Here is a 3091-nt window from a genome sequence, read left to right as displayed (position 1 = left end):
TCACCGTGGTGGTGTGGAAGGAGTTCATCGGTCTGGGCCTGTACGAAATCATCCCCGGTTTCATCCTCGCCAGCATCGCCATCTATGTAGTGAGCAAGATGGGTGCCGAGCCGGCCCCGACCATCATCAAGCGCTTCGAGGAAGCTGACGCGGATTACCACGCCGGCTAAGGCTACTGTCGGAGTGTCGCCCCGGCTCGAAGCGGGAGCGCGCTCCCACAGTCGGTTGCTGCAGCGGATCTTGCTTAAATAACCTGCAAAAAACCCCGGCTAGCCGGGGTTTTGCGTTTCTGCCGCAGATTCAGTCGTCCGCTACCAGATTGGATCGGTCGTCCACTGCACCCGCGGCAATCAGGTGTTCGGCTTCGTCTTCCGGCACGTGGATGCTGGTGCCGTCGATATTCATCACCGACATGCGTGCCTGGGGATCGGTGGTGATGCGGACGTCCATCAGGGCACTGCGGTGCGTGTTGCCGTTGATGACCACGGCGCAGGTGCCGGTGGTGGTGTCGATGTCTACGGTCATGATCTATCTCCCGAAGCGGTGCAAAAGCCGCGCGCGGTTCGCCCGGCGTTTCCATGTCGACCACGAACAGGGTGCATCCGTTGTACCTGTTACTGGAAAAACAGGGTTAAATGTTACGATATAACATGCTAGATTCTCGCCCCGCAAAGCTGGCTCCGCTACCGGATGCCGGCGCACAGCCGTCTTCGGTTGCCTCGGAAGGCAACCGCCACTGTCTGGAGAGTCACATGAAACTGAAGCGTCATCCCATGGCCTGGGCGATCAGCCTGGCCCTGGTTCCGGCTGCCTGGGCCGCCGAGCCGGTCGAACTGCAATCCGTCGTGATCAGCGCCAGCGGCCTGGCCAAGCAGAGCCATGAGATGACCACGCCGGCTGCCGTGATGGAGGGAGATGAACTGGTGCTGCGTCGCGAGGCAACGCTGGGTGAAACGCTGGAAAGCCTGCCTGGCGTGCGCTCCAGCAGCTTCGGCGCCGGTGCGGCGCGCCCGGTGATTCGCGGGCTGGATGGCGCACGGGTCAAGGTGCTGAGCGATGGAGTAGAGCTGCTCGATGCCTCGACCATCAGCCCCGACCACGCGGTGACCAGCGAGCCGCTACTGGCCGAGCGCATCGAGGTCCTCAAGGGGCCGGCAACCCTGCTCTACGGTGGCGGCGCCATCGGCGGCGTGGTCAACGTGATCGACAAGAAGATCCCCACCCGCGTGCCGGAGAAGGGCTACGAAGGCGAGCTGGAGCTGCGTACCAACAGCGTCGCCAACGAAGGGGCAGGGATGTTCGGCATCACCGCTGGCAGCGGCAACTTCGCCGTGCGCGCCGAAGGCACCAAGCGCCAGGCCGACCCTTATGAAATCCCCGGTTCGCCGGACAAGCAGGAAGGCTCCTACAACGACACCGACAGCTTCAATCTGGGTGCCAGCTTCATCGGCGAGCGCGGTTACATCGGCGCCGCCTACGGTGAGCAGAACAATCGCTACGGGCTGCTGGCCCATGAGCACGCCGATTGCCACACCCACGGCAGCGACTGGCACTGCGGTGGCCATGATGATCACGACGATGACGACGAGCATGATCATGACGAGCATGGCAGCGTGCCTTATGTCGACATGCGCCAGAAGCGCTGGGATCTGCGCGGCGAGCTGAGCGATCCGCTGCCGGGATTCGAGCTTGCGCGGCTGCGCATCGGCCACAGCGACTATCAGCACAAGGAAATCGAAGGCGGGGAAGTGGGCACCCGCTTCAACAACGATGCCACCGACGCACGCCTGGAGCTGACCCATCAGCCAATGTTCGGCTGGCGCGGTGTGCTCGGCGCGCAGACGCTGCGGCGTGACTTCGAAGCCCTCGGCGAAGAGGCCTACGTGCCGCAGACGCTGACGCGCAACCACGGCCTGTTCCTGCTCGAGGAATACACCGCCGGCGCCTGGCGCTATGAACTCGGCCTGCGTCACGAATGGCAGGACATCGATGCCGATGGCCGCCCGGATACCGATCACAGCGGCACCTCGATGTCCGCCGGTGCGGTCTGGACCTTCGCTCCGCAGTACTCGTTGGGCTTCTCGCTGACGCGCTCGCAACGCCTGCCCAGCGCCGAAGAGCTTTACGCCAACGGCCCGCATGCCGCGACCCGCACCGTCGAGCTGGGTAATGTCGACCTGGAGGAGGAAACCTCGCATAACGCCGAGATCACCCTGCGCAAGTTCGCCGGCCGCTCGACCTTCAGCCTGAGCGTCTTCCGCAACGAGGTGGATGACTTCATTTATGCCGCTGATACCGGCAACGATATCGGTGGCGGCTACCGCGAGATCGAGTACCGCCAGCAGGACGCCGTGCTCACCGGGGCGGAAGGGGAGGTGCGCTTCCAGGCGACCGACGCCGTCGCCTTCACCCTGTTCGGCGATCACGTGCGCGGCAAATTGCGCGACGGCGGCGGCGACCTGCCGCGTATTCCCGCCGATCGCCTCGGTGTGCGGGTGGATCAGAGCTTCACCCCGGCGCTCAACGGCCAGCTGGAGTTCTATCGCGTGCAGCGTCAGGACGAGCTGGCCGATTACGAAAGCGAGACCGGCGGCTACAACATGCTGGGCGCCAGCCTCGGTTACAGCGGCTCGCTGAACCAGACCGATTACCTGCTCTACCTCAAGGCTAACAACCTGCTGGACGAGAAGGCCCGTCAGCACACCTCGTTCATCAAGGATGAGGTGCTGCTGCCTGGGCGCAACCTGACCGTGGGCGTGCGCCTGGCGTTCTAAGGCGAGCAAGTCTCCTGCAGCAACCTTGAGGGCCGGCAGCTACTGTCGGCCCTCGTTCGTTAAGGAAGGCGGTCTGGCACGCAGAACCTCGCGGTCACGCGCAAGTACGCGGATGACGCGCTATCCTTGCGCCCCTCGATTGTTCCGTTGCGGGTGCCGGTCGTTGTCCGCGCTGGCGATGGAACGTCAGGACCAACAAGGAAAACAAGTCCCATGAACGTCAGCACTCCCACTCTGATCACTTTCGTGGTCTATATCGCGGCTATGATCCTTATCGTTTTCATCGCCTACCGCTCCACCAAGAACTTCTCCGACGA

Annotated in this window: 3 protein-coding genes and 1 pseudogene; 3 read left to right on the top strand and 1 reads right to left on the bottom strand. The window is 63.4% G+C overall.

The features are described 5' to 3' along the window. Positions 1 to 170: pseudogene (locus RT582_RS22345) on the top strand (sodium:proline symporter); the annotation flags it as partial. A gap of 130 nt (positions 171 to 300) precedes the next feature. On the opposite strand, the gene RT582_RS22340 reads toward RT582_RS22345, so the two are convergent. Next, complete coding sequence (locus RT582_RS22340; protein WP_014819536.1) at positions 301 to 525, bottom strand: DUF3203 family protein; 225 nt, start codon at positions 523 to 525, stop codon at positions 301 to 303. A gap of 227 nt (positions 526 to 752) precedes the next feature. Here RT582_RS22340 and RT582_RS22335 point away from each other — a divergent pair, with 227 nt between their 5' ends. Beyond that, positions 753 to 2774, top strand: coding sequence for a TonB-dependent receptor (locus RT582_RS22335; RefSeq protein WP_313480079.1), 2022 nt, complete (start codon positions 753 to 755; stop codon positions 2772 to 2774). A 213-nt stretch (positions 2775 to 2987) separates the two neighbouring features. After that, a partial coding sequence (locus RT582_RS22330) for a hypothetical protein (protein ID WP_313480081.1) occupies positions 2988 to 3091 on the top strand: 104 nt, incomplete at its 3' end.

It is taken from the genome of Stutzerimonas kunmingensis (assembly GCF_032106285.1).
Taxonomy (GTDB): domain Bacteria; phylum Pseudomonadota; class Gammaproteobacteria; order Pseudomonadales; family Pseudomonadaceae; genus Stutzerimonas; species Stutzerimonas kunmingensis_B.
The sequence above is the reverse complement of the archived record's forward strand: the minus strand, read 5'-3'. Positions and strand labels throughout refer to the sequence as shown.

Bases quoted from the DNA above. Each gene is read 5' to 3' on its own strand.
- RT582_RS22340 (WP_014819536.1), bottom strand. From the start codon at position 525: ATGACCGTAGACATCGACACCACCACCGGCACCTGCGCCGTGGTCATC.
- RT582_RS22335 (WP_313480079.1), top strand. From the start codon at position 753: ATGAAACTGAAGCGTCATCCCATGGCCTGGGCGATCAGCCTGGCCCTG.